The 26,407-nt window shown below is 67.3% G+C and carries 21 protein-coding genes; 8 read left to right on the plus strand and 13 right to left on the minus strand.

The genetic code is table 11. From position 1 onward, the window contains the following. Window positions 1-2 precede the first annotated feature (2 nt). Together ACU5AX_RS05310 and ACU5AX_RS05315 are read right to left on the minus strand one after the other, a co-directional pair. Complete coding sequence (locus ACU5AX_RS05310) at window positions 3-3,215, minus strand: efflux RND transporter permease subunit (protein ID WP_446689934.1); 3,213 nt, start codon at window positions 3,213-3,215, stop codon at window positions 3-5. A 6-nt stretch (window positions 3,216-3,221) separates the two neighbouring features. Beyond that, window positions 3,222-4,400, minus strand: a complete 1,179-nt coding sequence (locus tag ACU5AX_RS05315; protein ID WP_443024711.1) for an efflux RND transporter periplasmic adaptor subunit — start codon at window positions 4,398-4,400, stop codon at window positions 3,222-3,224. A gap of 169 nt (window positions 4,401-4,569) precedes the next feature. Here ACU5AX_RS05315 and ACU5AX_RS05320 point away from each other — a divergent pair, with 169 nt between their 5' ends. Next, a complete protein-coding gene (locus tag ACU5AX_RS05320; RefSeq protein ID WP_446690471.1) occupies window positions 4,570-5,136 on the plus strand; it encodes a TetR/AcrR family transcriptional regulator in 567 nt (188 codons plus the stop codon). Between the two features lie 3 nt (window positions 5,137-5,139). Here the strand turns inward: ACU5AX_RS05320 and ACU5AX_RS05325 are convergent, their stop codons facing one another. Together ACU5AX_RS05325 and phhA are read right to left on the minus strand one after the other, a co-directional pair. Next, window positions 5,140-6,141: an NAD-dependent epimerase/dehydratase family protein gene (locus ACU5AX_RS05325; protein ID WP_446689935.1), complete on the minus strand. Its 1,002-nt coding sequence runs from the start codon at window positions 6,139-6,141 to the stop codon at window positions 5,140-5,142. A gap of 96 nt (window positions 6,142-6,237) precedes the next feature. Then, entirely contained in the window at window positions 6,238-7,110 is an 873-nt protein-coding gene (gene phhA / locus ACU5AX_RS05330; protein WP_446689936.1) for a phenylalanine 4-monooxygenase, read from the minus strand. 49 nt (window positions 7,111-7,159) lie between these two features. Between phhA and ACU5AX_RS05335 the strand changes: the two genes are divergently transcribed. Together ACU5AX_RS05335 and ACU5AX_RS05340 are read left to right on the plus strand one after the other, a co-directional pair. After that, on the plus strand, window positions 7,160-7,813 hold the full coding sequence (locus ACU5AX_RS05335) for a TIGR02117 family protein (RefSeq protein ID WP_446690472.1): 654 nt from the start codon (window positions 7,160-7,162) through the stop codon (window positions 7,811-7,813). A gap of 122 nt (window positions 7,814-7,935) precedes the next feature. Next, the gene (locus tag ACU5AX_RS05340; protein ID WP_198353347.1) at window positions 7,936-8,562 is read left to right on the plus strand and encodes an alpha/beta fold hydrolase; all 627 of its coding nucleotides are present in this window, start codon (window positions 7,936-7,938) and stop codon (window positions 8,560-8,562) included. Between the two features lie 255 nt (window positions 8,563-8,817). On the opposite strand, the gene ACU5AX_RS05345 is transcribed toward ACU5AX_RS05340, so the two are convergent. Continuing rightward, window positions 8,818-9,096, minus strand: coding sequence for a hypothetical protein (locus ACU5AX_RS05345; RefSeq protein ID WP_198352408.1), 279 nt, complete (start codon window positions 9,094-9,096; stop codon window positions 8,818-8,820). Next, window positions 9,096-10,088: a glycerophosphodiester phosphodiesterase gene (locus ACU5AX_RS05350; RefSeq protein ID WP_446689937.1), complete on the minus strand. Its 993-nt coding sequence runs from the start codon at window positions 10,086-10,088 to the stop codon at window positions 9,096-9,098. Before ACU5AX_RS05350 ends, ACU5AX_RS05345 begins: the two co-directional genes overlap by 1 nt. 109 nt (window positions 10,089-10,197) lie before the next feature. On the opposite strand from ACU5AX_RS05350, the gene ACU5AX_RS05355 reads away from it, so the two are divergent. The 5 genes from ACU5AX_RS05355 to ACU5AX_RS05375 all read left to right on the plus strand — a co-directional run bounded on the left by ACU5AX_RS05355 (window position 10,198) and on the right by ACU5AX_RS05375 (window position 15,618). Further along, the gene (locus tag ACU5AX_RS05355) at window positions 10,198-10,743 is read left to right on the plus strand and encodes a 2Fe-2S iron-sulfur cluster-binding protein (protein ID WP_198352406.1); all 546 of its coding nucleotides are present in this window, start codon (window positions 10,198-10,200) and stop codon (window positions 10,741-10,743) included. Then, window positions 10,740-11,720, plus strand: coding sequence for an FAD binding domain-containing protein (locus tag ACU5AX_RS05360; protein ID WP_446689938.1), 981 nt, complete (start codon window positions 10,740-10,742; stop codon window positions 11,718-11,720). Before ACU5AX_RS05355 ends, ACU5AX_RS05360 begins: the two co-directional genes overlap by 4 nt. 1 nt (window position 11,721) lies before the next feature. Continuing rightward, window positions 11,722-13,959 carry a xanthine dehydrogenase family protein molybdopterin-binding subunit gene (locus tag ACU5AX_RS05365; RefSeq protein ID WP_446689939.1) on the plus strand — a complete coding sequence of 746 codons (2,238 nt, stop codon included), beginning with the start codon at window positions 11,722-11,724 and terminating at the stop codon, window positions 13,957-13,959. 140 nt (window positions 13,960-14,099) lie between these two features. Then, window positions 14,100-15,023 (plus strand): XdhC family protein, encoded by a 924-nt coding sequence (locus ACU5AX_RS05370; RefSeq protein WP_446689940.1) that lies wholly within the window; start codon window positions 14,100-14,102, stop codon window positions 15,021-15,023. Continuing rightward, complete coding sequence (locus tag ACU5AX_RS05375) at window positions 15,010-15,618, plus strand: nucleotidyltransferase family protein (protein WP_446689941.1); 609 nt, start codon at window positions 15,010-15,012, stop codon at window positions 15,616-15,618. The genes ACU5AX_RS05370 and ACU5AX_RS05375 overlap by 14 nt, the downstream gene beginning before the upstream one ends. Window positions 15,619-15,649: 31 nt before the next feature. On the opposite strand, the gene ACU5AX_RS05380 is transcribed toward ACU5AX_RS05375, so the two are convergent. From ACU5AX_RS05380 to scpA, 7 genes are all read right to left on the minus strand, one after another. Continuing rightward, window positions 15,650-16,858 (minus strand): ABC transporter permease, encoded by a 1,209-nt coding sequence (locus ACU5AX_RS05380; protein WP_198352401.1) that lies wholly within the window; start codon window positions 16,856-16,858, stop codon window positions 15,650-15,652. Between the two features lie 278 nt (window positions 16,859-17,136). Beyond that, complete coding sequence (locus ACU5AX_RS05385) at window positions 17,137-17,853, minus strand: ABC transporter ATP-binding protein (protein WP_198353346.1); 717 nt, start codon at window positions 17,851-17,853, stop codon at window positions 17,137-17,139. Window positions 17,854-17,881: 28 nt separating this feature from the next. Then, window positions 17,882-19,267: an efflux RND transporter periplasmic adaptor subunit gene (locus ACU5AX_RS05390; protein WP_446689942.1), complete on the minus strand. Its 1,386-nt coding sequence runs from the start codon at window positions 19,265-19,267 to the stop codon at window positions 17,882-17,884. Window positions 19,268-19,284: 17 nt separating this feature from the next. Continuing rightward, the gene (locus ACU5AX_RS05395) at window positions 19,285-20,793 is read right to left on the minus strand and encodes an efflux transporter outer membrane subunit (protein ID WP_446689943.1); all 1,509 of its coding nucleotides are present in this window, start codon (window positions 20,791-20,793) and stop codon (window positions 19,285-19,287) included. 107 nt (window positions 20,794-20,900) lie between these two features. After that, entirely contained in the window at window positions 20,901-23,027 is a 2,127-nt protein-coding gene (locus ACU5AX_RS05400) for an ATP-binding protein (protein ID WP_446689944.1), read from the minus strand. A gap of 122 nt (window positions 23,028-23,149) precedes the next feature. Continuing rightward, a complete protein-coding gene (bioB, locus tag ACU5AX_RS05405; protein ID WP_446689945.1) occupies window positions 23,150-24,145 on the minus strand; it encodes a biotin synthase BioB in 996 nt (331 codons plus the stop codon). A gap of 53 nt (window positions 24,146-24,198) precedes the next feature. Continuing rightward, window positions 24,199-26,406, minus strand: a complete 2,208-nt coding sequence (gene scpA / locus ACU5AX_RS05410; RefSeq protein ID WP_446689946.1) for a methylmalonyl-CoA mutase — start codon at window positions 26,404-26,406, stop codon at window positions 24,199-24,201. Window position 26,407: the final 1 nt, after the last annotated feature.

The raw sequence follows: 26,407 nt of genomic DNA on the forward strand, positions 1-26,407 counted from the left end.
ACTTACGCTCCCTGCGGGGCCGGACGGCCCTGCGGTTCGTCATGAGCACCGCCGTCGTGCGGCGGCGCGCCGTGGGGATCGTCATGGGCCGCCGGCTCGGCGTGGCCGCCCTGACCGAACAGGCGCAGGACTACGACGAAGAACATCGGCACGAAGAAGATCGCGAGGATCGTCGCCGACAGCATGCCGCCGACCACGGCACGGCCGATCGCATTCTGGCCGCCCGCGCCCGCCCCAGTCGAGATCGCCAGCGGCAACACGCCGAAGACAAAGGCGAGGCTGGTCATCAGGATCGGCCGGAGGCGCAGCTTCGCCGCCGCAACCGCCGCGTCGAACGGCTTCAGCCCGTCGCGCATCTTCTCCTCGGCGAATTCGACGATCAGGATCGCGTTCTTCGCCGACACGCCGATCGTGGTGATCAGACCGACCTGGAGGTAGATGTCGTTGTTGAGCCCGGTCAGCGTCGCGGCGAGCACCGCGCCGAGCACGCCAAGCGGCACCACCAGCATCACCGAGATCGGCACCGACCAGCTTTCATACAGCGCGGCGAGGCAGAGGAAGACGATCAGCAGCGACAGGCCGTACAGTGCCGGCGCCTGGCCGCCCGACAGACGTTCCTCGTAGCTGAGGCCGGTCCATTCCAGCGCCGTGCCCGGCGGCAGTTTGGCGTGGATCGCCTCCATCGCCTTCATCGCCGCACCGGACGAGACACCGGGCGCGGGAGCGCCGAGCAGTTCCATCGACGGCAGACCGTTGTACCGGGTCAGCTGCGCCGGCGCCTGCTTCCACGACAGGGTCGAGAAAGCGGTGAAAGGCGCCATCTGGCCGCTGTCGCCGCGGACGTAGAAATTGCCGACGTCCTCGGGCTTCTGGCGGTAGGGTTCATCGGCCTGGATGTAGACGCGCTTGACGCGGCCACGATCGATGAAGTCGTTGACGTAGCTGCCGCCCCAAGCGGTCGAGATCGTGCTGTTGACCGTCGACAGGTCGAGGCCGAGCGCACGCGCCTTGTCCTGATCGACGTCGATCTTGAGCTGCGGCGCGTCGTCAAGGGCGTTGGGACGCACGCCGACCAGCGACTTGTCCTGCATCGCCATGCCCAACATCATGTTGCGCGCGGCAAGCAGCTTTTCATGGCCGATACCGGATTCATCGACCAGTTGCAGGTCGAAGCCGGTGGCATTGCCGAGCTCCTGCACGGCGGGCGGGATGACCGCGAAGATCATCGCGTCCTTGAACTGCGACAAGGCTCCCATCGCCCGGCCGGCGATCGCCTGCGCCTTGTTGGCCGCGCCCTTGCGTTCATCCCACTGCTTGAGCGGGATAAAGGCGATGCCGCTGTTCTGGCCCTGGCCGGCGAAGCTGAAGCCGTTGACGGTGAAGACACCCTGGACGTTTCCGCCTTCCTTTTGCAGGAAGTGATCGCGGATCGTGTCGAGGCCCTTTTGGGTACGGGCGGTGGTGGCGCCCGGCGGTCCCTGCACCAGTGCGATCATGATCCCCTGATCCTCGTCGGGCAGGAAGCCCGTCGGCAGGCGCATGAACAGGAAGCCCATGCCCAGCACGAGCAGCAGATAGACCAGCATCGAGCGCTTCCAGCTGCGTGCCGTCCGCACCACGCCATGCTCGTAGCGGACCTGGCCCCGCTCGAACTTGTCGTTGAACCAACGGAAGAAGCGGGCGAAAATGCCGTTGCCTTCGACCTTATTGGCCTCGTGCGGCTTCAGGATCGTAGCGCATAGCGCCGGCGTCAGGATCAGCGCGACCGCGATCGACAGCACCATCGCCGAGACGATCGTGATCGAGAACTGGCGATAGATGACGCCGGTCGAGCCGCCGAAGAACGCCATCGGCAGGAACACCGCCGACAGCACCAGCGCGATGCCGATCAGCGCGCCGGTGATCTCGTCCATCGACTTCCGCGCCGCCTCCTTGGGCGACAGATGCTCGGTGGTGATCAGGCGTTCGACGTTCTCGACGACGACGATCGCGTCGTCGACCAGCAGGCCGATGGCCAGCACCATGCCGAACAGGGTCAGCGTGTTGATCGAATAGCCCGCCGCGGCGAGGATGCCGAAGGTGCCGAGCAGCACCACCGGCACTGCGATCGTCGGGATCAGCGTCGCGCGCCAGTTCTGCAGGAACAGGAACATGACGAGGAAGACGAGGATCACCGCCTCGATCAAAGTATGGACGACCTGCTCCACCGACAGCCGCACGAACGGCGACGTGTCATAGGGATAGATCACCTTGACGTCGGACGGAAACTGCTTGGCGATGGCGTTGACGCGCTCCTTGACGGCGGTGACCGTGGTCAGCGCGTTGGCCCCCGGCGCGAGCTTGATGCCGATGCCGGAGGCGGGCTTGCCGTTCCATTCCGACTGAAAGCCGTAATTTTCTGCGCCGATCTCCACCCGCGCGACATCGCGTAGCCGGACCACGGCCCCGTCGGTGCCGCTCTTCAGCCGGATCGCGCCGAATTGTTCGGGCGAGGTCAGTCGCGACTCGACCGACACGGTGGCGTTGAGCATCTGCTCCTTGGGCGCCGGCTGCGCACCGATCTGGCCGGCGGACACCTGCGCGTTCTGCGCGGTGATCGCGGAGGTCACGTCCGCCATGGTCAGCGCGTAGTTGTTAAGCTTCAGCGGATCGACCCAGACGCGCATCGCATATTGCGAGCCGAACACGATCGTGTCGCCGACGCCGTTGACGCGCGCGAGCGGGTCCTGGATCTTGGACACGATATAGTCCGACAGGTCGGCACCATTGTGGCTGCCGTCCGCCGAATAGAGGCCGACGAACATCAGGAAGTTCTGCGTCGCCTTCGCGACGATCAGCCCCTGGCGCTGGACTTCCTGCGGCAACAGCGGCGTCGCCGCCTGCAGCTTGTTCTGCACCTGCACCTGCGCGATGTCGGGATCGGTGCCCTGTTCGAACGTCAACGTGATCGTCACTTGCCCGGCCGAGGACGAGGACGAGGAGAAGTAGCGAAGGTTATCAATGCCCTTCAGCTGCTGCTCGATGATCTGCGTCGTCGTATTTTCGAGCGTCTGGGCGTCCGCGCCCGGATAGGTCGCGGTGATCGACACCGCGGGCGGTGCGATGGCCGGAAACTGCGCGATCGGCAGGCTGCGGATCGCCAGGATGCCCGCGAGCATCGTGACGATCGCCAGCACATAGGCAAAGATCGGGCGATCGATGAAATAGCGCGACATGGATTCTTACTTCGCCTGTGCCTGCGCTGGCTGGCCGGGTTGCCCGGCCGCCGGCTTCGCATTGGGATCCCAGACATGGCCCTTCACCGGCATGCCCGGCCGCAGCATCATGCCGCCCTCGACGATGACCTTGTCACCCGGCTTCAGCCCGGAGGTGACGACCCAATTCTCGCCCTCCGTCCGGTTGGTTTCGAGCACGCGAGGTTCGACCTTGCCGCCCTGGCCGATGACCATCACCGTCGCCTTGCCGCGCTCGTCGCGACTGACCGCGCGTTGCGGGACGAGGATCGCATCCGCCTGCGTACCCTGGATCAGCTGGGCGCGGACGAACATGCCGGGCAGCAACAGCCCGCGCGGATTGCCGAACAGCGCCCGAATCGTCTGCGAACCGGTCGACGGATCGACGGTGACGTCCGCGAAGCGCAGCGTGCCCTCGATCGGATAGGTCGTGCCGTCCTCGAGCAACAGCTTGACCCGCGCATTGCCGTCGCGCGCGACCTGGCCGGCGATGATCTGCTGGCGCAGCTTGAGCAGGTCGGCGCTCGACTGCTGAATGTCGACATAGATCGGGTCGAGCCGCTGGATCGTCGCCAGCGCCTGCGTCTGCGCGGCCGACACCAAAGCTCCGGTGGTGAACAGCGAGCGACCGATGCGGCCGGTGATCGGCGCGCGGATCGTCGTCCGCGCGAGGTCGATCTGCGCCGTGCGCACCGCGGCCTGCTGCGCGGCGACGTCGGCGCGCGCCTGCGCGGCCGAGGTCTGCGCATTCTCATATTCCTGGCGCGCGATCGCGTTGATCTTGACCAGTTCGCCATAGCGGCGGGCGAGCGCCTCGCTCGACGCGATCGCGGCGCGGGCGCGGGCCAGTGCGGCGCGCGCATTGGCGACCTGCGCCTGATAGGGCGAGGAATCGATGCGGTAGAGCGGCTGGCCGGCACGGACCATGTCGCCCTCGGTGAAGAGCCGCGCCAGGATCAGGCCATTGACCTGAGGCCGGACGTCCGATGTCTCATAGGCGGCGGTGCGCCCGGGCAGCTCGGTGGTGACCGAGACCGGCTGGGTCTTCATTTCGACATAGCCGACTTCCGCCGGCCCTTGCTGCTGCTGCGCCGGTTGACCGCCGCCATTGCTTCCGCAACCGGCAAGCACCAGCGCCAACGCCACCACCCTGTGTCGGCCATTCATCATGCTGTAATCCGCTAGACAATATGTGAGTGATCGTTCACTCTCATTTTTGCTGCTACTGCGAAGACGGACGGAGCGTCAAGCGTCGAGATGAAGATAAACTACGATGAACGATAGCGTTGGTGGTTGCCCCCTGCCCCCGAGCCGGGCCGAACAGCGCCGCCGGTTGGTGATCCAAACTGCGCGCAAGTTATTCATGGATCACGGCTTTCATGCCACCGGCATGGCCCAGCTCGCCAAGGAATCGGGTGTTGCGGTGGGTCAAATCTATCGCGACTTCGCGTCCAAGGAAGATATCGTCGCGGCGATCTGCAACGCCGATTGTCGCGAATATATGCTCGACCGGCAGCTGCGACAGGCGATCGAGTCGGACGACTCGGAGGGGGTTCGCGCCTGGTTGCGCCACTTCCTCGACGCGGAGGATCCGGAGGACGATGACCGGCTGTTCGCCGAAATCGTCGCCGAGGCGACCCGCAACGATCGGATCGCGTCGATCTTTCACGAACTGCGTGGCGAGTTCCAGGGCAAGCTGCACGCCGCGCTGGTGATGCTGGCGCCGGGCGATGCCTTTGCGGAGCGGCGACAGCTGATCGCGGACATGATCATGTCGCTGTCGCTGGGGCTAATGTATTTCCAGCTGCTTCACCGGCCGGACAATATGGATGCGCTGACGACGATGCTGATCAGCCTGGTCGATCGTGAGGTCGACGCCTTGTGCGCCGACGCGCGGGCCTGACGGTCAGCGGTCGGCCCACTCCCGGAACCAGGCAACGAAGCGCGGCACACCGTCGTCGATCGTCGTCGTGGGACGATAGCCCAAATCACGGGTCGCCGAATCGATATCGGCAAAGGTGCGCACCACGTCGCCGGGCTGTATCGGCAGGTCTTCCCGAACCGCACGCCGACCGATCGCCTGTTCCAGCAGAGCGATGACGCGGCCCAGCGGTTCGCAACGGTGGTTGCCGAGATTGTAGAGGGCGTGCGGGCCAACGCTGCCGCCGGACTTGGCCTTGCCGTCATCAGCCGGTGCCCGGTCATGCGCGGCGAGGACGCCGGCGACGATATCGTCGATGAAGGTGAAGTCGCGCTCCATCCGCCCCTGGTTGAAAACCGGGATCGGCTCGCCGCGCAGAATCTTGCCGGTGAAGATCCACATCATCATATCGGGCCGGCCCCATGGGCCATAGACGGTGAAGAAGCGCAGCCCCGTCTGCGGCAGACGGAAGAGATGCGCATAGCTCTCGCTCATCAGTTCATTGGCGCGTTTGGTCGCCGCATAGAGTGAGAGCGGTCGGTCGACACGATCTTCGACGCAAAACGGGACTGCGGCATTGCCGCCATATATGGACGAGGACGAGGCATAGACCAGATGCTCGACCCGTCGTGCGCGGGCCAGTTCGAGCAGGTTGAGGTGGCCGACGAGGTTCGCCTGGCCATAGACCTCCGGCCGCTCGACGGAATAGCGCACACCGGCCTGCGCACCGAGATGGACGATGCGCTCAAACTCCCGGCCTTTCAGCGCGGCGGTCAGCTCGCCGGGATCGGCGAAGTCGAGACGGTGGAATGCAAAACGATCACCGAATGCCGCCCGTAATTGGGCAAGCCGTGCGTGCTTGAGCGCCGGATCGTAGTAATCGTTGAGCGAATCGATCCCGATCACCCGATCGCCGCGGGCCAGCAGCGCCGCTGCGACGCTCATGCCGATGAAGCCGGCAGCTCCGGTAACCAGCGTCGTCGGCATGCAAGGTCCCTGCGAATCGAGCTCTATGGTCCGCCATCCGCCGGCGAACCGGGCCGCGAACGGTTCGCGCCGCCTCTATGACCTTCTAGCGACGCGTCAACCGTTAGCCTTGGCAAGGGCATAAGCCTGGGTGCCGCGGGTCATCACCCTGTCGTCGGGCAGGATCTCGGCGACCGGAATGTCGGGCTGTGCCTTGAGCTGCGCGTACAGCGGGGCAAAGTCCGTCTCGACCGTGATCCTCAGCAGTTCGTCGAAGCTGGGGATGACGAAATAATTCTGCTGGAAATCGTCGATGCGATATTCGGTCCGCATCACCCGCGCGATGTCGAAGCCGATGCGATTGGGGCTCGGATCGTCGAGCGCGAAGCGGCTTTCGGCATAGCTGGAGACGATGCCCGAGCCGTAGATGCGCAGGTCGCCCCCTTCCTGCACCAGCCCGAACTCGACGGTATACCAGTACAGGCGGCCGAGATATTTCAGCGCGTCGAGCCCGAGCGCGCGCTGTCCGCCGCGGCCATAGGCCTCCAGATAGTCGGCGAACACCGGGTCGGCAAGCATCGGCACATGACCGAACACGTCGTGAAAGACGTCCGGCTCCTGCAGATAGTCGAGCTGGTCCGGGCGCCGGATGAAATTGCCGGCAACGAAACGGCGGTTCGCCATATGGTCGAAGAAGACGTCGTCGGGCACCAGTCCCGGCACGGCGACGACCTGCCAGCCGGTCAGTGCCATTAGCCGCTCCGACAGTTCCTCGAAGTCGGGAATGCCCGGCTTCGACAGCTTCAGCACGTCGAGCCCGCGCAGATAGGCCTCCGACGCGCGGCCGGGAAGCAGCTTGGATTGCCGCGCGAACAACGTATCCCAGGTGGCATGGTCCTCGGCCGTATAATGCTGCCAATCCTGGGGGATCGTCCAGTCGGCGGCAGCGCCCGGCGGGGGCGAGTCGAGCATGTGGGTATCGTCGGCCATGCGTCATCCTAACAGAAGGTATCCGATGAAACTATACGCGTGGAGGTTGATGCGGATCACCGGCCAAGGCCTGCTGGGGTTGGCGTTGGCGCTTGGCGTCTATGCCGCCGCGGGGCTGATCGGCGGTGCCATCCCGGTCCATGCGGACTGGCGTCCCGCCGCCCGCGGCATCCCCGTTTGGATCGAATCGAACGGCGTCCACGTCGGCCTGGTTCTGCCGAAAAGCGCGGCCGGCGTGGATCTCGCGCCCTTTGCGCCGGGCGCGGATCTGCGTGACCCGCGCTACGCCGCGTACGACCATCTCGCGATCGGTTGGGGAGAAAAGGACTTCTACCTCGGCACGCCGCATTGGGCGGACGTCCGGCTTCGCACGATCATGGCGGCGGCGATCGGCAGCGACACGACACTGTTGCATATCGAGCACGTCCCCGGCCCGATCGAGGGTGCGCGGGAGATCATGCTTCGCCCCGACGAATATCGTCGGCTAGCGACATTCGTTCAGGCAACCTTCAAGCGCGACGGTCGTATATTTCAGGGATATGACAACAACGATGCCTTCTATCCGGCGCGGGGCCGCTATAGCGCGTTGCGGACATGCAACAGCTGGGTCGGGGAAGCGTTGCGCCACGCCGGCGTGCGGATAGGCCGATGGACACCTTTTCCGGTCACCGTGACAGGCTGGTTTCCACCCACGACGGCTTAGCGCCATTCCGTCGTCTGCTGAGCGATGCCCTGGCGCGTCGCCCGCGGCACGATGCGGCGGACGAGACCCTGGCCGCGCCGCCGCCATCGTTGTTCGCCGCGGAGTTGCCGAGGGTCGCTTGGATGCTGGCGACGCGCTGGCGGCATCGCGAGGCCTTGGCGGCGGTGCCGCCCGGACGCGGCGGTGCCGTGATGGTGCTGCCCGGCCTGTTCGACTCGGATGGGTCTAGCCTCGTGCTGCGACGGTTTCTGGGCGGCCTCGGTTACCGGGCGCAGGGTTGGGGCCTCGGTCGCAACCTTGGCGCGCGCAGCGCCGACGGCGATGCCAGCCGGCTGATCGCGCGGGTCGAGGCGCTCGCAGCGGAGGCCGGCCCGGTCGCGCTGGTCGGCGTCAGCCTGGGTGGGCTGATGGCGCGTCTGGTCGCGCATCGCCGACCCGATCTCGTGTCCCGGGTGATCACCGTCAGTTCGCCCTATGCGGGCAGCGGCAGGGCGACCAACGTCTGGCGCGCCTTCGAATGGGCGACGGGCGAGCGGCTCGACGATCCGGCAGTGGTCGCCCGTTGCGAGGAGATCGCCGCCCCCCTGCCCGTGCCGGCAACCGCGATCTGGAGCCGCCACGACGGTATCGTCAACGGTCGCATCTGTCATGACCCGAGCGCGACCTGCGTCGAGGTGTCGAGCGGACACCTTGGCGCGCACATCCATCCAGAGGTGCTGATCGCGATTGCCGAGGCGTTGGGGAAATAACGCTAGGATTGATCGACATTCAGCATCACAGGCTTTGGAAACGCCCTGCCGTCATTCCCGCGAAGGCGGGAATCCAGACGCGCGGAGGCTACTTGTAGAGCCGCGACGTCAGGGGTTCTGGATCCCCGCCTACGCGGGGATGACGAACCATGGCCTGCCATGCGGAAGGTCGATCGGCTCTAGCGGACAGGTCAGGCGGCCAGCCCCCGCCCCCCCCCGCGTTTGCGGGAAGGAATGCAAAGCGCTGCGCGGAGCTCAATATCCCGCGCGGTACCCCGAATATTGGCAAGCATCCTGGTCGTCGGGATGCTTGCGGCAGCGCTCCGCCGCCTTCTTGCGCTCGCGGCCTTCCTTCGCCTCCTGCTTGCGCATCTTCCGGCCGTAGTTGCGATCGGCCTCCGATTGGCTGGTCGTGGTCCAGTCGACCGCCTTGCCGACCACCTGAAACGGCGCCTTGACGATCGAGGTCGCGGTGCTGACGCAGCCGCTCGTGGCGAGGGCGAGCAGGGGAAGAAGCAAACAGGCCTTACGCATTACGGATGTTCCCTGGCGGCATTACGCGCCTCCACCCCTTCTAGCGGAAAATCGGTGAAGAATCCGTCGATACCCTGGTTCAGCGCGGCGCGGATTTCGCCCCGCACGTCGCCCTGCGCACTTGGGTCGTCGCCACGACGAAAGGGTGCCCGCAGGAACTGGTTCTCCGCGCGATAGGTCCAGGGGTGGACGCGCAAGCCGGCGGCATGGGCATCGGCGACTAAAGTCGACGGCTGCTCCCCACGCCACAGCTGCGCCTTGTTCGGCCCTATGCCCCAGGCATAGGTCGCGATCTGCCGCAGCCCCGCCGGCGTCAGCATCGCGGCATAGGAAGCCGCGGCGCGATCGGCCGGCCCGCCCTCCCCGTCGACCAATTGGATCAGGCGGATACCGGTCAGATCGTGGATACGCCGCAAGTTGGCGACCTCGAATGACTGGATGAAGACCGGCGCGTCTGCGCTGCTCCACCCTGCCGCCTTGAGCTGGTCGACCAGCAGGACGTCGGTGGGATGGCCGATGCCGGCGAAATAGGTCGGATGCTTGGTTTCGGGATAAATGGCGATCGTCCGCCCCAGGTCCCGCGAGCGGCGTTTGGCGAGCGCGATGATCTCCGCCAGCGTCGGCACCTCGAATTGGCCGTCATAGGCGGCATTGGCACGCCGCACCTCGGGCAGGCGCTCGCGCGCGCGGAGCGTCTTCAGTTCGGCGAGGGTGAAATCCTCGGTGAACCAGCCCGTCACCTGCTGCCCGTCGATCGTCTTCGTCGTCCGGCGCTTGGCGAATTCGGGGTGCTGCGCGACATCGGTGGTGCCGCCGATCTCGTTCTCGTGACGAGCGACCAGCACGTCGTCCCGGGTCGGCACCAGATCGGGCTCGATCACGTCGGCACCCTGTTCGATCGCCAGTTCATAAGCGGCCAGGGTATGCTCGGGGCGATAGCCGCTCGCGCCGCGGTGCGCGATGACGATCGGAGGCGACAGGGGTGTGGTCATGCCGCCCTTGTGCCCGTCCGCAACCGTACGGGCCAGTGAGACCGATTCGCATCCGGAAACGATCAGCAAACAAGACGTTAAGCTGCGGATCAACCAGGGGCTCCGCCACATGCGCTTTACCATCAACGGGCAATCCCATCAGGCGGACGTCGACATCCGCACTTCCCTGCTCGACCTGTGCCGCGAGCATCTCGGCCTGACCGGCAGCAAGAAAGGGTGCGACCACGGCCAGTGCGGTGCGTGCACCATGCTGGTCAACGGACGCCGCGTGAACAGCTGCCTGTCGCTCGCCGTGATGCATCAGGATGACGAGATCGTGACGATCGAGGGGCTGGGCACGCCGGATCAGCTCCACCCGCTGCAATCCGCCTTCGTCCGTCACGACGGCTATCAGTGCGGCTATTGCACCCCCGGGCAGATCTGCTCGGCGGCGGGCATGCTCGACGAGGTGAAGAAGGGCTGGCCGAGCTACGTCAGCGACGACCTGACCGCGCCGGAATTCGGCGACGAGGAGATAAGCGAGCGGATGAGCGGCAATCTGTGCCGATGCGCCGCCTATCCCAATATCGTCGACGCGATCCGCGAGGTGGCGTCGTCGTCGGGCGACGCGAAGACGGCGCCGACGCCCCGCGAGCCGGCGGAGGCGGGCGCATGAAGACCTTCACCTACGAAAAGGCGACGACCGCCAACGACGCGGTGCGCGACATCGACCATGTCGGGGCCAAGTTCATCGCCGGCGGCACCAATTTGCTCGACTTGATGAAGCTGCAGGTCGAGACGCCGGACAAACTGGTCGACATCAGCCGCCTGCCCCTCGGCGAGATCGAAGAGCGCGAGGACGGCGGGCTGACCATCGGCGCGCTGGTGCCGAACAGCGACCTCGCCGCCGATCCGCGCGTCATCGCCAAATATGAGGTACTGAGCCGCGCCCTGCTCGCCGGTGCCAGCGGCCAGCTGCGCAACAAGGCGACCACGGGCGGCAATTTGCTGCAGCGGACCCGCTGCTATTATTTCTACGACACTGCGATGCCCTGCAACAAGCGCAACCCCGGTGCGGGCTGCTCGGCCATCGGCGGCTTCAACCGCGTGCTCGCGGTGCTCGGCACGTCGGATCATTGCATCGCGACGCATCCGGGCGACATGCCGGTGGCAATGCGCGCGCTCGACGCGACGATCATCACGCTCAAGACGGACGGCGACAAGCGACGGATCAGCATTCATGACTTCTACCGCCTGCCGGGCGACCGCCCGGACATCGAGACGGTGTTGGAGCCGGGCGAGCTGATCACCCATGTCGAATTGCCGGCACCGCCAGAGGGCAAGCAGGTCTACCGCAAGGTCCGCGACCGCGCCTCCTACGCCTTCGCGCTCGTCTCGGTCGCGGGCGTGGTCAAGGTGGCGGACGGCAAGATCGAAGCCGCGTCACTCGCCTTCGGCGGCCTGGGGCCGATGCCGTGGCGCAATCCGGCGGTGGAGGCGGCGCTGGTCGGCCAGGCGCCGTCCGATACCGCCTTCGCCGCGGCCGCCGACGCCTTGCTCGCCGACGCCAAAGGCTACGGCAGCAACGACTTCAAGATCCCGCTCGCGCGCCGGGTCCTGATCGCCACCCTGCGCGAGCTGACGGGAGAATAACATGTTCGGTTTCGGCAAGAGCGACACCAACGCGCTGACCATGGACAAGCCGCATCCGGACAGCCTGCTCGACACGGGCGCGCAGGATGTGATCGGCAAGCCGATCGACCGGATCGACGGCCCGCTGAAGGTGTCGGGCCGCGCCACCTATGCGGCGGAATACGACATTCCCAACCTCGCCTACGGCTTCCTGGTCCGTGCGACGGTCGGCTCGGGCAAGGTCGTCGACATCAACGCCGACGCCGTGCGCGGCCTGCCGGGCGTGATCGACGTCATCACCGACTACAAGACATTTATTCGCAATCCCGGCCAGGGCGGCGACCGCAAGAAGCCGCAGCAAGGCGTCGACGACGTTGCCTATTTCGGCGAACCGATCGCGATCGTCGTTGCCGACAGCTACGAGGCGGCACGCGATGCCGCGCAGCAGCTCACCGTCGAATACGAAGAGAAGGACGGGCGTTACGACTTCGCCGCCTATCGCGACGAACACGACAAGCCGCCCGAGGGTGTGATGCCGCCCTATACCGGCACCGGCGATCCCGACGCCGCATTCGACGCGGCGGCGATCAAGATCGACGCGACCTATACGACGCCCAGCCAGAATTCGGCGGCGATGGAGCCGCATGCCAGCATCGCGCTGTGGCAGGACGATGAGCTGCACCTCTACGGCGCCTACCAGATGCTGTCGACCGACCGCATCCAGCTCGCCAAGGCCTTGGGGATGAAGCCCGACAAGGTGCGGATCGTCGCGCGCTTCGTCGGCGGCGGCTTCGGCTCCAAGCTGGGCATCGCGCCGGAGAGCGTCGCCGCGGCGGTGGCGGCGAAGCAGATCGGCCGCCCGGTCAAATGCGCCATGGCGCGGCAGCAGGTGTTCGACGCGACAGTGCGCCGCTCCAACACCGAGCAGCGCGTGCGGCTCGGCGCGGATACTGACGGCAAGCTGTCGATGCTCGGGCACAATTGCCTCGTCTCGAACCTCCCCGAAGAGGGCTTCTTCGAGCCGTGCGGTCAGGCGACTCAGTTCCTCTACGCCGCCCCCAACATCACCATCACGCACGACATCGTACGGCTCGACTGGTTGCTCGCGGCGTCGATGCGCGCTCCGGGCGAGGCGGTCGGCATGATCGCGCTGGAATGCGCGATGGACGAGCTGGCGGAGGCGGTCGGGATCGACCCGATCGAGCTGCGCAAGCGCAACGAGCCGACCGAACATCCGATCGATCATATCCCCTTCTCCACCCGGCAACTGGTGCCGTGCATGGACCGCGGTGCCGCGCTGTTCGGATGGAGCAAGCGGCAGGCGAAGCCGGCGAGCGATCGCCGCGGCGAATGGCTCTACGGCATGGGCATGGCGGCCTCGGCCCGATCGAACATGCTGCAGAAGTCGAGCGCCAAGGTGTCGATCGACGGTCAGGGCCATGCCACGGTCGAAACCGACATGACCGACATCGGCACCGGCACCTATACGATCCTGGCGCAGATCACCGCCGAGATCCTGGGCCTGCCGATCGCCGACGTGACGGTGAAGCTGGGCGACACCGCGTTCCCGCCCGCCGCCGGTTCGGGCGGATCGTTCGGCGCGGGGTCGAGCGGGACCTCCGTCTATCTCGCCTGCGAGGCGCTGCGCGGACAGATCGCCGAAAAGATGGGCGTCGCCACCGATGCGCTGACGCTGAAGGACGGCCGCGCGATCGGCGACAACCGCTCGGTGCCGCTTGCCGAATTGGTCGGCGACGGGATCGAGGCGACCGGGCAGGTCGCCCCCGGCAAGCAGGAGAAGGAGACGCTGCAGTCGAGCTACGGCGCCCATTTCTGCGAAGTTGCGGTCAATGCGGTGACCGGCGAGGTGCGGATCAAGCGCATGCTCGGCGTCTTCGCCGGCGGTCGCATCCTCAACGCCAAGACCGCGCGGTCGCAGATCCTCGGCGGCGTGACGTTCGGGATCGGCGCGGCGCTGTCGGAGGAGCTGGTGCACGATCCCCGCAACGGCAAGGTGGTGAATCGCGACCTTGCCGAATATCACGTGCCGGTGAATGCCGACATTCCGCAAATCGACGTGGAATTCCTGTCGGAGCGCGACATCCACGCCAATCCGATGCATGCAAAGGGGCTAGGCGAATTGGGCATTTCCGGTGCCGGTGCGGCCGTGGCGAACGCTATCTATAATGCCACCGGCGTGCGGGCTCGCGACTTCCCGCTGACCCTCGACAAGCTGCTCGACGGCTTGCCGGCCGTCTAGCATAGTCTCCCCGCTTGCGGGGAGCGGGACCGTCGCAGACGGTGGCAGCGGGCTTCCTCAAACGTAACCGTTGGTGGATAGCCCCCTCCACCAGCTTCGCTGGTCCCCTCCCCGTGCCGGGAGGATGAAGAGAGAACGACATGGCCGAGAACGACAGCGTCATAGCCGCCGCAAGATCCTGGGCGGGGGAGCCAATGGCGCTGGCGACCGTGGTGTCGACCTGGGGTTCGGCACCGCGACCGCGCGGCAGCCACATGCTGGTTCATGCCGATGGCCGGTTTGAAGGATCGGTATCTGGCGGCTGCGTCGAAAGCGACATCCTGCAGACCGCGGCCGAAGTGATCGCCGGCGCACCTTTCCAGGTCAAAACATACGGCGTCGCCGACGCCTCTGCCTGGGAGGTCGGCTTGCCCTGCGGCGGCGAGATCGCGGTGATGGTGCAGCCGGTGTCGGCGGCGGGCTTCGACCCCGAATTGTTCGACCGGATCGGCGAGGCGCGCGACGACGGACGGGCGCTGACCGTCATCACCGACCTCGCCACCGGTCACAGCGACCTGCGCCCGCAGGAGACAGGCGAGGTCTTCATCAATCGCTACGATCCGCCGCGCCGTCTGCTGATCGTCGGCGCGGTGCAGATCGCCCAGGCGCTGGCGCAGCTGTCGACCACGCTCGGCATCGAGACGGTGGTGATCGACCCGCGCGCCCGTTTCCTGACCGAGGAGCGCTTCCCCGGCACGACGCTGGACGATCGCTGGCCGGACGAGGCGGTGACCGCACTGAATCCCGGCCCGTCGACGGCGGTGGTGACGTTGAGTCACGACATCAAGATCGACGATCCGGCGCTGATCGCCGCGTTGGCCAGCGACGCCCCCTATGTCGGCGCGCTCGGCAGCCGGCGCAGCCATGCCGCGCGGCGCGAGCGGCTGGCGCAGGCCGGGCTCAGCGCCGAACAGATCGATCGGATCGACGGCCCCGTCGGCCTCGACATCGGCGCGATCGGCCCGTCGGAGATCGCGCTGTCGATCGCCGCCGCAATGGTGAAGGCCTTCCATGATCCGCGCTGAGGATTGCGTGCTGGTCCTGCTCGCCGCGGGCCGATCGTCGCGGATGGGCGACATCGGCAGCAAGCTCGACCAATTGTTCCTCGGCCGGCCGCTTGGCCTGCATGTCGCCGTCGCGCTGGAGGACATGCCGTTCCGCGAGCGCGTCGCAGTGTGCGGCGGCGCGGAATGCGATTATGCGCAGCACGGCTTCTCCGTCGTCCGCAACGAGGATCCGGATCAGGGCCTGTCGCATTCGGTGCGGCTCGGCGTCGAGCGTGCGCGGGCCGTGGGCGCGCGGGCAATCGTGCTGGCGCTCGCCGACATGCCGCGGGTGACGGCGACCCATATCTACGCGCTGCTCGAGGCGGCAGATGGCGACGATGCGGTGGTCGCGTCGAGCGACGGCCGCAGTCCGAAACCGCCGTGCGTCTTCGGCCGCGACCGGTTCGACGCTTTGTGCGATCTGGAAGGCGATGCCGGTGCGCGTGCGCTGATCCTGGCCGGCAAGCACGTCGTCACCGTCCCCGCGGAACTGATCGACGTCGACACGCCCGAAGAGCTGGAGGAACTGCGCCGGCTGGTCCACGCGCCGGAGGCACGGACGCGCTGGCGCTAGCGCCCCCCGCCCGCGGGCGGGAGGGGATCGATCACTCGTGCCGCAGCGCGTCGATCGGATTGAGCGCCGCCGCGCGCCGCGCCGGGAAATAGCCGAAGACGACGCCGATGATCGCCGAGATGGCGAAGGCGATGACGTTGATCTCCGGCACGAACAGGAACGGCAGGCTGCCGAGATAGGACAACAGCCCCACCGCGGCCTGGGCAATGACCAGCCCGATCAGTCCGCCCAGCATCGACAGGGCCACCGCCTCGACCAGGAACTGGGTCAGCACCTCGCTGGCAACCGCGCCGATCGCCAGGCGGATGCCGATCTCGCGCGTCCGCTCGGTCACCGACACCAGCATGATGTTCATGATGCCGATGCCACCGACCACCAGGCTGATCGCCGCCACCGCGGTGACGATCCGGGTCAGCAGCGTCGTCGTGCTGGAGAGCGTGTCGCTGATCTGCTTGGTGTCGAAGATGTTGAAATCGTCGTCCTTGCCGGCGGTGATATTGCGCCGCTCGCGCAGCAGGTCGGTGATTCCGGCCTGCACGGTGCTGGTCGAATAGGCCTGGTCGACGCCGACCAGCATCAACCGGATGTCGCGATTGCCAGTGAAACGGCGCTGCACTGCCTTGATCGGCATGATGACGACATCGTCCTGATCGCCGCCAAAGCCCGCCTGACCGCGCGTCGACAACACGCCGATCACGTCGCAGCTGATGCTGCCGATGCGGAAGCGGGTGCCGACCGCGTCGCCGCCGCGCCACAGATTCTGGCGCACGGTGTTGCCGATGATGCACACCGCCTTGCCCGCGCTTTCCTCCTGCCCGGTCCAGTAGCGGCCGGCGGTCAGCGGCCAGGCCTGCACCTGGAAATAGGCGTTGGTCGTGCCGTTGATCGTCGTCTGCCAGTTGGCGCCTTCATAGATCGCGGTGGCACTGGCCTGCGCCTGCGGCGCGACCGCCGAGACGCCGGCGATCTGCTGCGCAATCGCGGTGACGTCCTCCGGCTTGAACGGCGCCGGCGGTGGGCCGCCTCCGCCGCGACCGAAGCCCTGGCCGGGACGGACCTGCAGGATGTTGGTGCCGAGCGACGAGATGTTCTTCTGCACCTGCGCGGTGGTGGCACGGCCGAGCGTCACCATCGTGACCACCGCGGCGACGCCGATGATGATGCCGAGCGTGGTCAGGAACGAGCGCAGCTTGTGCCGCGCGATCGAGCGCAGGGCGAGGAGGAGCGTGGTGCCGAGCATTTATTGAGCCGTCCCGAAGGGCATGCCGCCAGACGCATCCCACGTCATTCCCGCGAAGGCGGGAATCCAGAGATGCTGGCGTCGCGGCTCCATCGCAGACGCCAACGCGCCTGGATCCCCGCCTCCGCGGGGCTGACGGCAGTGGTAAAGGCCAGCCTCACCCCCAATCGTCATGCCGGACTGGTTCCGGCATCCACGGATCCGCAGACGCCGCGCCCGCAACGTGCGTGGACGGGTGGATACCGGAACGGGTCCGGCATGACGGGCGATAGCCCCCCTCACGCCACCGGCTCCCCGGCGTGATGGTTGCGTTCGATTCGTTCGACCAGGCCATCCTTGAAGTGCACCACCGTGTGCGCGAATGCCGCCATGTCGGGCTCGTGCGTCACCATCAACACGGTGATGCCGCTGTTGGCGTTGAGGTCGGACAGCAATTCCATGATCTCCACCGACCGTTCGCTGTCGAGGTTGCCGGTCGGTTCGTCGGCGAGCAGCACGTCGGGTTGGGTGACGATCGCCCGCGCGATAGCGACGCGCTGCTGCTGGCCGCCGGACAGTTCGGCGGGCGTATGGTCCCACCATTTCTCCAGGCCGACCTTGGCGAGCGCCGCCATCGACGCCTCACGCCGCGCCTGCTTGTTGTCGCCGCGGTAGAGCAGCGGCAGCTCGACATTCTCCAGCGCGGTGGTGCGCGCGAGCAGGTTGAACCCCTGGAACACGAAGCCGAGATATTTCCGCCGCAACAGCGCGCGCTGATCGCGGTCGAGCGCCTCGACGTGATGGCCGCGGAACAGGAACTCGCCCCCGGTCGGCACGTCGAGACAGCCGAGTATGTTCATCGTCGTCGATTTGCCCGATCCCGACGCGCCCATCACCGCGATGAAGTCGCGCGCGTGGATGTCGAGGTCGATGCCCTTCAGCGCCTGGAAGGCGGTTGCCCCCTCGCCATAGGTCTTGGTGATGCCGCGCAGCCGGATCAGCGGCGGCGCCGCCAGATCCGGGCCGCCGCCGGGGCGCGGCGGGTTACTGGCCACGCTGGCCCCCGCCTGCCCCGCCCGCTGCGCGCCGGCCGCCCGAGCGGCCGCCACCGCCGGAGCCCGAGTCGCCGCCCGCGAGCTGGCCGGTGATGACCTGCATCCCCGGCTTCAGGCCGCCGCTCAGCACCTCGGTCATCTGGCCGTTGGTATCGCCGGTGGTGATCTGCACCGGCTGCGGCTGGCCATCAGCACCCTTGACGTAGACGGTCTGGGTCGCGCCGCGCGCCAGCGTCGCCTGGCGCTGGTTGCCGCCACGCGGACGCCGCATGGTCAGCGAACCCGCAATGCCATCGTTCTGCGAGGCGTTGCCGCTCGACGGCTTGAAGCGCAGGGCGGCGTTGGGAACGAGCAGCACGTCCTTCTTCTCGGAAGTGATGATGTCCGCCGTCGCGGTCATGCCGGGACGCAGCTGGAGCGTCGGATTGGCCACGGTCAGATCGGCGGCGTAGGAAACGACCTGATTGCTGGTCGAGGTCGCGCTGGTCGTCGACGAGGAGGAGGTGCTCGCCGCGCTGACCGTCAGGTTGGAGCCCAGGTCGACGCGGGTGATCGTCGCCGGGAAGGTCTTGCCCGGGAAGGCGTCGACGGTGAAGCTGGCCTTCTGGCCGACCTTGACGCCGCCGACATCGGCCTCGTCGATCGCCACCTCCAGCTTCATCTTCGACAAGTCCTCGGCGATGACGAACAGCGTCGGCGTGTTGAACGAGGCGGCGACGGTCTGGCCGGGATCGACCTGCCGCGCCAGCACGACGCCGTTGACCGGCGAGCGGATGACCGAACGCGCCCGCTGCGTCTGGCTCTGCGCCAGCAGCGCGCGCGCCGCGGCGACGTTCGCCTGCGCGGTCTTGGCGGCGGCGACCGCACGCTGATAATCGGCCCGGCCGGTCTGCAATTCGGTACCCGACGGCACGCGACCGCCCGACAGCTTGTAGACTTCCTCCAGCCGGGCGAGCTGGGCGCGGCTCTCCGCCACGGTCGCCTGCGCCTGGTTCACCTGCGCGACATTGGCCGCGATCTGCGCCTGCTGCTGCTTGATCTGGTCGTCGATTTGCTGCGGATCGATCAGCGCGAGCGGCTGGCCGGCGGTGACGCGATCGTTGACGTCGACGACGACCTTGGTGACCAGGCCCGACAGCTGCGAGCCGACCGTCACCTGAGTCGTCGGGGCGAGCTTGCCCGTTGCCGACACGCTGACGGTCAAATCGCCGCGGTCGGCCGCCTGGGTGGCATAGTCCGCGCCCTTCTTGCCGCCGAAGCAGCGGCTGACCAGCAGGCCGAGCAGGACGACGCCGACGACGATCAGCACCCATTTCAGGTAGCGCCGCCACGCCGGCACCGGCTTCACCCCCAGGAACTCGTCGGTCGTCTGCATTGCCGTGTCCTGGGCCATCAGCGGGTCTCTGTGCCGGAAGAAAGGGGGTCGGTAGCGGGCGTGCCGGTCGGAACGACGGCGCCGCGTGGCGGCGCCTCTGGGATGAGGTTCGGATCCCAGCCGCCGCCGAGCGCATTGTACAGCGCGACCAGCGCGGTCGCCTTGTCGGACTGCGCCTGGGTCAAGCCGTTCTGCGCCGAGAGCAGCGCCGCCTCCTGCGTGTTGAGCGTCGTGAAGTCGGTCAGGCCGGTACGATATTGGCTGCGGGCCAGGATCGCGCTGTTGCTGGCGGCTTGGTAGGCGATGCGAAATTGGATCTCGCGCTGCCGTGCCGAATCGAGCGCGACGATGGCATTCTCGATATCCTCGAGCGCGGTCAGCACCGTGCCCTTGTAGGCCGCCAAGGCCGCGTCGGTGGCGGCTTCGTTGGCGCGGACGACGCTGCGCAGGCGGCCGCCGTTGAAGATCGCCTGGGTCAGGCCGGCGAACAGGCTGCCGGTGATCGCATTGCCCAGGCTGCCCAGCGCACTGGCGTTGGTGTTGACGTTGCCGGTGATCGCCAGCGCCGGATAGAGCGCCGCCTTGGCGACCCCGATCTGCGCGGTGGCGGCGGCGAGCGCGCGCTCGGCGGAACGGACGTCGGGGCGACGGCGCAAGGTGTCGGCGGGAATACCGACCCCGACCGTCTCCGGCCCGCGCGGGATCGGGCGCACCACGGCCAATTGGCTGCGCAACGCGCCCGGCGCCTGCCCGGTCAGCACGCCGATGCGTGCGACGGCGGCGGCATATTGCTGCTCGATCTGCGGCACGGTGGCGGCGGTCTGGGCGCGCTGCGCCCGCGCCTGCTCGGCATCGACGGAGGAGACCAGGCCGGCCTGCACCCGGAAACCCGCGATCTCCAGATTGTCGTCCTGGATCGCCAGGCTGGCGCGCGCATTGGCGAGCTGCGCCTGATAGGCGCGCGCGAGGATGTAGTTGGACGCGACCTCGCTCTCGACGGTCAGCAGCGCCGTGGCATAGTCGAAGCCCGAGGCCTGATATTGCGCGCGGCTCGATTCGACGGTGCGCCGCAATTCGCCGAACAGACCGAGCTGGTAGCTCGCCGACAGGCCGGCGGAAAAGCTGTTGGTGCCGCCGCCGCCGGTATCGACGACAGTGCCGTCGGGCAGCGTGAACGACCGGCCGCCGCCCCGCAGATTCTCATTGCGCTGATAGCCCGCCGATCCCGACACGGTCGGCAGCAGTCGGGCGCGGCTTTGGATCAGCGCTTCGCGGGCCTGACGCAGCCGGGCCACCGCCTGCGCAACGTCGGTATTGGCGAGCCGCGCCTGCTCGATCAGCTGGCCGAGCGCCGGATCGTCGAAATTGGCCCACCAGCGGGTCAGATCCTCCGGCGTTGCCGCCGCAGGTACGGAATAGGCCGCGGGCACGCCAAGCTCGGCGGCAGCCTTCGGTCGGTAATTCGGGCCGACGGTGCAGCCGGCCAGCGCCGCGGTGACGAGCAGAAGGGCGGGAACACGAGCCATGGCGTGGTGTGTGGTCAATACACCCGGGGCCTGTCCAGTCTTATTATGTCGCAGAGTGTGCCACTTGCACCGGCGGGGACGATGCGAACCGGCCCGCCGGCCGCGGATCATTCCAGTTCCAGGATCACCTGATCGACGGCCAGGCTGTCGCCCGCCGCCGCGTTGACCGCCTTCACCGTCGCACTCTTCTCGGCGCGCAGGATGTTCTCCATCTTCATCGCCTCGACCACCGCGAGCGGCTGGCCGGCCTCGACCTTGTCGCCCGCCGCGACGTCGAGCCGGACAAGCAGGCCCGGCATCGGCGCGATCAGGAACTTGGACAGGTCGGGCGGCACCTTTTCGAGCAGATGCCGCGCATAGGGCGCGACGCGGGCGGGCAGGACGCGCGCGACATGGCTGGCGCCGCGCGCCGTCAGCCGGAAGCCGGTGCGGGTCGGCGCGATCCGCACCGACAGACGCGCCTCGTCCGCAAGCTCCGCCTCGATCAGGCGATCGCCCGGGGTATATTCGATGCCGATGTCCAGCGGTTGACCGTCGACATCGATCGCCTCGGTCGAGATGCTGACCGCGTGATCGACGCCGCCGATCCGCACGACCCAGTCGGCGGGCGGCCGGAGCCGGTGGCCGAGCTGACCGTTGATGCGCCGTGCGCGATCCGCCTGCGCCGTCGCGGCGAAGGCGGCGATGGCGGCGAGATCGCGCAGCAGCTCAGCGGAAGCGGGGGCGCCGTGGAAGCCGTCGGGATATTCCTCGGCGATGAAGCCGGTGGTCAGCCGGCCCTCGCGGAAGCGCGGATGCTGCATCAGCGCCGACAGGAAGTCGATGTTGGTGCCCGGCCCCTCGATCTCGAAGGCGTCGAGTGCCGCGATCTGGGCATCGATCGCCGCCTCGCGCGTCGGCGCCCAGGTGATCAGCTTGGCGATCATCGGATCGTAGAACATGCTGACTTCGCCGCCCTCGGCGACGCCGTCGTCGACACGGACGATGGCTTGGGGTTCAAAGTCCCTGCCCCCCTCACCGTCATCCCCGCGGAGGCGGGGATCCAGAGACGCGACGTCGGCGGCTCCATCGGCGACATGGGTTATGGATCCCCGCCTCCGCGGGGATGACGGCAGTTGGGCCGCGGCATCGATAGCTTGCGGCGGATTGTAGCGCACCAATCGCCCGATGCTCGGCAGGAAGCCGCGATACGGGTCCTCGGCATAGATGCGGTTCTCGATCGACCAGCCGTTGATCCCGACGTCGCCTTGCCCGAAGGCCAGCGGCTCCCCGGCCGCAACGCGGATCATTTGCTCGACCAGATCGAGCCCGGTGATCTCCTCGGTCACCGGATGCTCGACCTGCAGCCGGGTGTTCATCTCGAGGAAGTAGAAGCTCTCGCCGGTCGTATCCGCACCGGAAACGATCAGCTCCACCGTGCCGGCCGAATAATAGCCGACCGCCCGTGCCAGCGCGACCGCCTGTTCGCCCATCGCCGCGCGCATCTTCGGCGTGACGAACGGCGACGGCGCCTCCTCGACCACCTTCTGGTGGCGGCGCTGCACCGAACATTCGCGCTCGTTGAGGTAGACGATATTGCCGTGCTGGTCGCCGAGCACCTGGATCTCGATGTGGCGCGGGCTCTCGATGAACTTCTCGATGAAGACGCGGTCGTCGCCGAAGGACGCGAGCCCCTCGCGCTTGGTCGCCTCGAACCCCTCGCGCACGTCCTGCTCGCTCCAGGCAAGCCGCATGCCCTTGCCGCCGCCGCCGGCCGAGGCCTTCATCATCACCGGATAGCCGATCTCGCCCGCGATCCGCACCGCCTCGTCGGTGTCGGCGATCTCGCCGAGATAGCCGGGCACGACGTTGACGCCGGCCTGCTTCGCGAGCTTCTTCGATTCGATCTTGTCGCCCATCGCCGCGATCGCGTTCGGCGGCGGCCCGACGAAGGCGATGCCCGCTTCGGCACAGGCACGCGCGAAGCTCTCGCGCTCAGACAGGAAGCCGTATCCGGGGTGGATGCAGTCGGCGCCGGTTTCCTTGGCCGCCAGCAGGATCAGCTCCGCCTTGAGATAGCTCTCCGCGGCGGGCGCCGGCCCGAGCCGCACCGCCTCGTCCGCCATCAGCACGTGCGGGGCGCGCGCATCGGCGTCGGAATAGACGGCGACCGTCTTGATCCCCATCCGCTTGGCGGTGCGGAACACGCGGCAGGCGATCTCGCCGCGATTGGCGACCAGGATTTTCTTGAACATCCTCTTCTCCCCTCCCGTTTGCGGGAGGGGCCGGAGGAGGGCCTGTCCGCATGCGGGCATCGTTCTGATGGTGGGGAGGGCGGCCCCTCCCCCTAGCCCCTCCCGCACGCGGGAGGGGGGACTTACTCCGCCGCCTCGGCCAGCCGGCACTCCGCCGCCATCGGCGTCACGCCCAGCTTGGCGAACAGCGCGGCGTCCTTGTCGTCGCCGGCATTGCCCGCGGTCAGCAATTTGTCGCCGGTGAAGATCGAATTGGCGCCCGCCATGAAGCACAGCGCCTGGGTCGAGTCCGACATGCTCTCGCGCCCCGCCGACAGGCGCACCATGCTGGCCGGCATCGTGATCCGCGCCACCGCGACGGTGCGGACGAACTCGATCTCGTCGATCTTGGCGAGCGGCGTGTCGGCCAGCATGTCGCCGAGCACCGTGCCCTTGACCGGCACCAGGGCGTTGACCGGCACGCTGCCCGGATGCTCCGGCAGCGTCGCCAGCGCGTGGACGAAGCCGACACGATCCTCCCGCGTCTCGCCCATGCCGACGATACCGCCGCAGCAGACGTTGATCCCGGCCGAACGCACCGCATCGAGCGTATCGAGTCGCTCCTGAAAGGTCCGCGTCGTGATCACGTCGCCGTACCGCTCCGGCGAGGTGTCGATATTGTGGTTGTAATAGTCGAGCCCCGCCGCGGCGAGGCGATCGGCCTGATGCGGCTCGAGCATGCCGAGCGTCATGCACGTCTCCATGCCCATGCCGCGGACGCCCTCGACCATCGCGACGATCGCGTCCATGTCGCGGTCCTTGGGATTGCGCCACGCCGCGCCCATGCAGAAACGCGTCGAGCCATTGTCCTTGGCCTGCGCCGCCGCCTGCAGCACCGCGCGCACGTCCATCAGCTTGGTCGCCTTGACGCCGCTGTCCGCACTGACCGACTGCGAGCAATAGCCGCAATCCTCCGGACAGCCGCCGGTCTTGATCGACAACAATGTGGAGAGCTGCACCTGGCCAGGCGCGTGATGCGCGCGATGAACGGTCTGCGCCTGCCACATCAGCTCGTCGAACGGCAGGTCGAACAATGCGGCGATCTCGTCGCGGGTCCAGTCGTTACGTACGCCCGTCATTGGTCTATTCACGTCCTTGTCCATCGTCGCGCTCGAAGGCTGTAGCAGCGTGTTCACGCGGCGTCCTCCTCCGGCGGCATATTGTGGCCGAGCAGGCGCAGCACCTCCTCCGCCGCCCTGATCAGATTGGTGCCGGGGCCGAAGATCGCCTGCACCCCCGCGTCGCGCAGCGCCTGATAGTCCTGCGCGGGAATGACGCCGCCGGCGATCACCTTGATGTCGGGCCGCCCGGCGTCCTTCAGATGGCCGATCAGCTCCGGGATCAGCGTCTTGTGCCCGGCGGCGAGGCTGGAGGCACCGACCACGTCGACCTCCTTCTCCAGGGCGAGCGCGCTCGCCTCCTTCGGCGTCTGGAACAGCGGGCCGGGCACGACCTCGAAGCCGAGATCGCCGAACATGCTGCTGACCAGATTGGCGCCCCGGTCGTGGCCGTCCTGCCCCATCTTGGCGACCAGCATGCGCGGCTTGCGGCCGAGCCGCCGCTCGGTTGCCTCGACGCCACGCACCAGCCGCGCCCAGCGCTCGTCATCGGTATAGGCACCACCGTAGACGCCTTTGACCGGTTTCGGATGCGTGCCGAAACGGCCGAACACGTCCTCCATCGCGGACGAAATCTCGCCGAGCGTCGCGCGCGCCCGCGCCGCCTCGACCGCAAGGGCGAGCAGGTTGGCGTTGCCCCGCGCGCCCTCCCGCAATTCGCTAAGCGCGCGCTGGCAGGCGGCCTCGTCGCGGGCGGCCTTGACGGCCCGGATGCACCGTACCTGCGCCTCACGCACCGCGACATTATCGACGTTGAGGATATCGATCGGCGCCTCGCCGGGCAGCCGGTATTTGTTGACGCCGACGATCACGTCCTCGCCGCGATCGACGCGCGCCGCCCGCGCGGCGGCGGCCTCCTCGATCATCGCCTTGGGCCAGCCGGCGGCGACCGCCTTGGCCATGCCGCCTTCCGCCTCGATCCGTTCGATCAACGCCCAGGCGCCGTCCACGAGCGATTGCGTCAGGCTCTCGACATAATAGCTGCCGCCGAGCGGATCGACGACCTTGGTCATCCCCGTCTCTTCCTGCAGCACGATCTGCGTGTTGCGCGCGATCCGCGCGGAAAAGTCGGTGGGCAGCGCGATCGCCTCGTCGAGCGCGTTGGTGTGGAGCGACTGGGTGCCGCCCAGCATCGCCGCCATCGCCTCGATCGTCGTGCGCATGACGTTGTTGTACGGGTCCTGCTCGGTCAGCGACACACCGCTCGTCTGGCAATGGGTGCGCAGCATCTTCGAGCGCTCGTCCTTTGCGCCGAGCTGCGTCATCGCGCGATGCCACAGCACCCGCGCGGCGCGCAGCTTCGCCACTTCCATGAAGAAGTTCATGCCGATCGCGAAGAAGAAGCTCAAACGCCCTGCGAACTTGTCGATGTCGAGCCCGCTGGCGACGCCGTATTTCACATAGTCGATGCCATCGGCGATGGTGAAGGCGAGCTCGTGGAGCTGCGTCGCCCCCGCCTCCTGCATGTGATAGCCGCTGATCGAGATGCTGTTGAACTTGGGCATCTCGCGTGACGTATAGGCGAAGATGTCCGAGATGATCCGCATGCTCGGCTCGGGCGGATAGATGTAGGTGTTGCGGACCATGAACTCCTTGAGGATGTCGTTCTGGATGGTCCCGTCGAGCTTGGCGCGCTCGACCCCCTGTTCCTCGCCGGCGACGATGAAGAAGGCGAGGATCGGGATCACCGCGCCGTTCATCGTCATGCTGACGCTCATCTGGTCGAGCGGAATGCCGTCGAAAAGGATCTTCATGTCCTCGACGCTGTCGATCGCGACGCCCGCCTTGCCGACGTCGCCGGTGACGCGCGGGTGGTCGCTGTCGTAACCGCGGTGCGTGGCGAGATCGAAAGCGACCGACAACCCCTTCTGCCCCGCGGCGAGGTTGCGCCGATAGAAAGCGTTCGATTCCTCGGCGGTGGAGAAGCCGGCATATTGGCGGATCGTCCACGGCCGGCCCGCGTACATCGACGCGCGCACGCCGCGCGCGAACGGCGCGAAACCGGGCAGACCGGGGTCCCAGCCCTCGACATCGGCCTCGGTGTACAGCGGCTTGACGTCGATCCCCTCAGGCGTGCGCCAGGTCAGGTCCTTGCCCTTCACCTCCCTGGCGGCGGCGGCCTGCCAGTCGGCATGGCTCGGCCGTGGTGTCGGCTCCAGAGCAGCGGCGGGTGCGCGGGTGCTGCCGGCATCCTCGCCGATATTGGTTTCGATCTCGGCCATG

The organism is Sphingomonas benefaciens (assembly GCF_052907485.1).